3 protein-coding genes are annotated in these 4042 nt (G+C 73.2%); all 3 read left to right on the plus strand.

The features are described from left to right. The first annotated feature begins 28 nt into the window (after nucleotides 1–28). The 3 genes from P1P70_RS41705 (at nucleotide 29) to P1P70_RS41715 (ending at nucleotide 3722) form a co-directional block, all read left to right on the plus strand. On the plus strand, nucleotides 29–1576 hold the full coding sequence (locus tag P1P70_RS41705; protein WP_319247274.1) for an IucA/IucC family protein: 1548 nt from the start codon (nucleotides 29–31) through the stop codon (nucleotides 1574–1576). A 62-nt stretch (nucleotides 1577–1638) separates the two neighbouring features. Further along, nucleotides 1639–2907 (plus strand): VWA domain-containing protein, encoded by a 1269-nt coding sequence (locus tag P1P70_RS41710; protein WP_319247276.1) that lies wholly within the window; start codon nucleotides 1639–1641, stop codon nucleotides 2905–2907. Beyond that, nucleotides 2907–3722: a hypothetical protein gene (locus P1P70_RS41715; RefSeq protein WP_319247278.1), complete on the plus strand. Its 816-nt coding sequence runs from the start codon at nucleotides 2907–2909 to the stop codon at nucleotides 3720–3722. Before P1P70_RS41710 ends, P1P70_RS41715 begins: the two co-directional genes overlap by 1 nt. Nucleotides 3723–4042: the final 320 nt, after the last annotated feature.

Consider the following 4042-nt stretch of genomic DNA (forward strand, 5'->3'; position numbering starts at 1 on the left):
CCCGCACCCGCACCCGAGGAGCCCCTCCGTGGCCCGTCCCCCCTTGATCGACGCCGACGCCGACGCCGGCGCCGAGGCCGACGCCGAGGCCTCGCTCGGCGCCGAGTTGGGCGCCGTTCGCCCTGGTCTGACGCCGCCGTACACGAGCGCGCTGCCCGGCGCCCGGGCGGCCGTGCTGTCCCGGCTGTGGCGCGGCCTCGTCCACGAACCACTGCCCTGGGTGGTGCGGCGGGAGACGGCCGGAGGGGACGGGGTCACGCTCCACCTCGCCGACGGCCGCCGACTGCACGGCCCGGCCGTGGACCCGTACGGGACCGCCGCCCGGGTCGGGGAGGTGTGGCTCGACGAGCGACCGTACGTCCGCCCGGCGCGGCTGATGACCGCCCTGGCCGTTCCGCACAGCGCCGCGTTCGCCGCCGAACTCGACCACAGCGTGGCCTCGTTGGCCCTGTCACGCGCCAACCAGGTTTCTCCGGCCGCGCCTTCGGCCGACCCGTCCCCGAGGGCGGGCTGGGAGTGGGAGCAGGCGATCGTCGACGGGCATCCCTTCCACCCCAACTGCCGTTCCCGGCCCGGCTTCTCGGCGGGCGACCAGCTCGCCTTCGGGCCGGAGCACCGGCAGGTCGTAGGGCTGGGGCTGGCGCCCGTCGAGGACGCGCTGGTCGTCGGCGAATGGCCCGAGGCGCTGCGGGACGGCGGACGGGTGCTGGTCCCGGTGCATCCGTGGCAGGCGGCCCATGTCCTCAAGTGCCCCTTGGGGGAGGTGATCGAGGCGCATCCGCTGATGTCCCTGCGCACCCTCGCCCTCGCGGACGGCGGCCCGCACGTCAAGACCGCGCTGAGCGCCCGGCTGACCTCCTCCGTGCGGGACATCTCGGTCTACTCGATCGAGACCTCGGCGATCGTGTCGGACTTCATGGCCGAGGTCGCGGCCCGCACCGAAGGACTGCTGCACGTGACCCGGACGCTCGGCGCGGTCACGGCCGGTTCGCCGGATCTCGCGGCGGTGCTGCGCGAGTCACCGGACACGTACGCGGACACGGCGGCCGGTGAACGGATCCTGCCGGTGGCCGCCCTGGCGACGACCGAGCTGCCGCGGTCGCCGTCCTGGCTGGCGGACTTCACCCGTCTCGCGCTCACGGTCTCCCTCCGGTTGCTCGACCTGGGCGTGGCCCTGGAGGCGCACGGCCAGAACCTCCTGGTGGTCCTGTCCCCGTCGGGTGCCCCCCGCCGTATCGTCTACCGCGACCTCGCGGACATCCGGGTCAGCCCGGCACGCCTCGCCCGGCACGGCATCACGGCACCCGCGATGACCGGCCGCATCATCACGGACGACGAGACGACCCTGCGTCGCAAGCTGTTCGGCGCCCTGATCACGGGCACGCTCGGCGCGACGGCCGGTTCGACGCCCGCCCTGCGCGAGGCGCTCGCCGCCGCCGTACGGGATCTGCCGCGCACCGCGGATCTGGGCACGTTGCTGGAGGGGCCGGTACCGACGAAGGCGTTGACGCTGATGCGACTTTCGCCGGAGCGGCCCGGCGACATCTGGGCGGAGGTGCCGAGTCCGCTGCGGTGAACGGCTCGTGGACAGGGGGTCTCGTTTTGAAGCGCGACCCTCCGGATCAATAGGATCCGCCGATGATCACAAGACAACGGCTGGCAGCAGGGGTGTTCGCCCTGCTCGCCGCCCTGACGGCCGGGATCGCGGTCCCGTCCACGGCCGTCGCCGACGAGACCACGGCCACCGCGCCCAAGGTCAACCTCCTGCTGGACGTCAGCGGTTCGATGCGGGCGAAGGACATCGACGGCCAGTCCCGCATGGCCGCGGCGAAGCAGGCCTTCAACGAGGTGCTGGACGCCACGCCCGAGGAGGTACAGCTCGGCATCCGCACACTGGGCGCCGACTACCCGGGCGACGACCGGAAGACGGGCTGCAAGGACACCGCGCAGCTCTACCCGGTGGGACCGCTGGACCGCACCGAGGCGAAGACGGCGGTGGCGACGCTCGCGCCGACCGGCTGGACCCCGATCGGCCCCGCGCTGCTGAAGGCGGCCGACGACCTTGAGGGCGGCGAGGGCACCAAGCGCATCGTGCTGATCAGCGACGGCGAGGACACCTGCGCCCCGCTCGACCCGTGCGAGGTGGCCCGTGAGATAGCGGCGAAGGGCATCGGCCTGACCATCGACACGCTCGGCCTGGTCCCGAACGCCAAGATGCGACTGCAGTTGAGCTGTATCGCCGAGGCGACCGGCGGCACGTACACCTCGATCGAGCACCGTGACGAACTCACCGACCGCGTGAACCAGTTGGTCGACCGGGCCGCCGACCCCGTGGTGGTGCCGAAGGCCGTGGAGGGCGCCGAGGCGTGCGCGCAGGCGCCCACGCTGACCTCCGGTCTCTACACGGACCGCGAGGAGTTCGGGCAGCAGCGCTGGTACCGCGTGGACGTGAAGCCGGGCCAGGAGTTGCGGGCCTCGGTGAGCGTCGCGGCGGACCGTGACGTCAACCCGGACTACGGGGTGCTGCTGCGCGCCGTGACCACGAAGAACCGCGAGATCGTACGCGGCGAGGCGGCCGGCACGGGCCGTACCGATGTCATCTCCACCGGTCTGCGCCATCCGAAGCCGGAGGCCGAGGACGAGGAGGATGAGGACGTCGCCGAGACGGTCTGCCTCCAGGTGACCCACTCCTACTCGCCCGCGAGCGGTGTGAAGACGACGCCCGGACTGCCGCTGGAGATCACCGTCGACGTCGTGGACGGGCCCGACCAGGCCTCCGACGTGGCCTCCTTCGGCCTCGGCCGCGGCTGGTGGCTGCTCGGTGTGCTGGTGCTCGTCGGGTTCCTCGCGGGTGTGCTGTGGGGCTGGCTGTCACGCTGGCGGGTCGCGGTCTGGAGGACCAACTGATGCGGATCACACGTGTGTTGAGCGCGGCGCTGCTGGCGCTGGGTCTGGCCGTCTCCCCTGCGGTCGCCGACTCCACGCCCTCCGCGAGCCCCTCGGACGGCGGTGACGCGCCCACCGAGGCGGGCACGTCCTTCCGTACGGCCACGGAGTTCGAGCAGGGGCAGACCGCGACGGCGAGCGCCTCGACCGGTGACTACCTGTACTGGTCGTTCCCGGCCGACGCGGGGCAACGGCCCACCGTGCGGGCGAGCGTCAAGCTGCCCGAGGGGGCCGAGTCCTCCTCGACCTGGCAGATCGACGTGTACGACGGGCTGCGGCGCCGTCAGGCCTGCCAGTACGGCGCGCAGACCCGGACCGCCGGGGCGGGGGCGGGCTCCGTCGAGCTGTCCTGCACCCTGCGGACGGTTCGCGCGTGGTCGGAGGAGTGGGCCGACGACCCGCTGCCGGGCACGTACTACCTCCGGTTGACCACGACCCGGCTGGCCACGGCCGATCTGGGGCTGCCGGTCGGCGTGGAGGTCGAGGTCGACTCCAAGGACGTCGGCGGGTCGGCGGCGGTCGACGGGTCGCTGGCGGAGCCGTTGGTGCCGGGGATCGCCGTCGCGTCCGGGCAGGAGGATGAGGACTCCTCGGCCGGGGCGGTCCTCTCCTCCCTCGAACCCGACGACGGGTGGGCCTCCGACTGGTGGAGCGATCGCTGGGTGTGGACGGCATTGGGGGCGGCGCTGGCCGCGCTGGCGGGGATCGGCGGGTACACGCTGACGCGTGGGTCGGGCAGACCGCGGCACGTGCCACCGCCGCCGCCCGGTGCGTAGCGGCTGACGCCGGGGTCGTTCGAGCGCCGCTGTCGGGTGCGGGTGCGTGGGGGCTGGTCGCGCAGTTCCCCGCGCCCCTGAAAAGCAGGGGCTGCGCCCCGTGCTTTTCATCCCGCAGCCCCGTTGCCTCTCAAGCCCGCGGGGCCGAGGCCCTTCAGGCCCGCGGGGCCGTGGTCTTTCAGGCCCGCAGGGCCGTGGTCTTTCAGGCCCGCAGGGGCCTGATGCTTTTAGGGGCGCGGGGAACTGCGCGAGAAGCCCCACTCACCCGCACCCGACCACGGCGCTGCAGGCCCCCCCACCCCTACCCCTCCCGCAACTCC

The organism is Streptomyces sp. MB09-02B (genome assembly GCF_033794485.1).
Classification (GTDB): domain Bacteria; phylum Actinomycetota; class Actinomycetes; order Streptomycetales; family Streptomycetaceae; genus Streptomyces.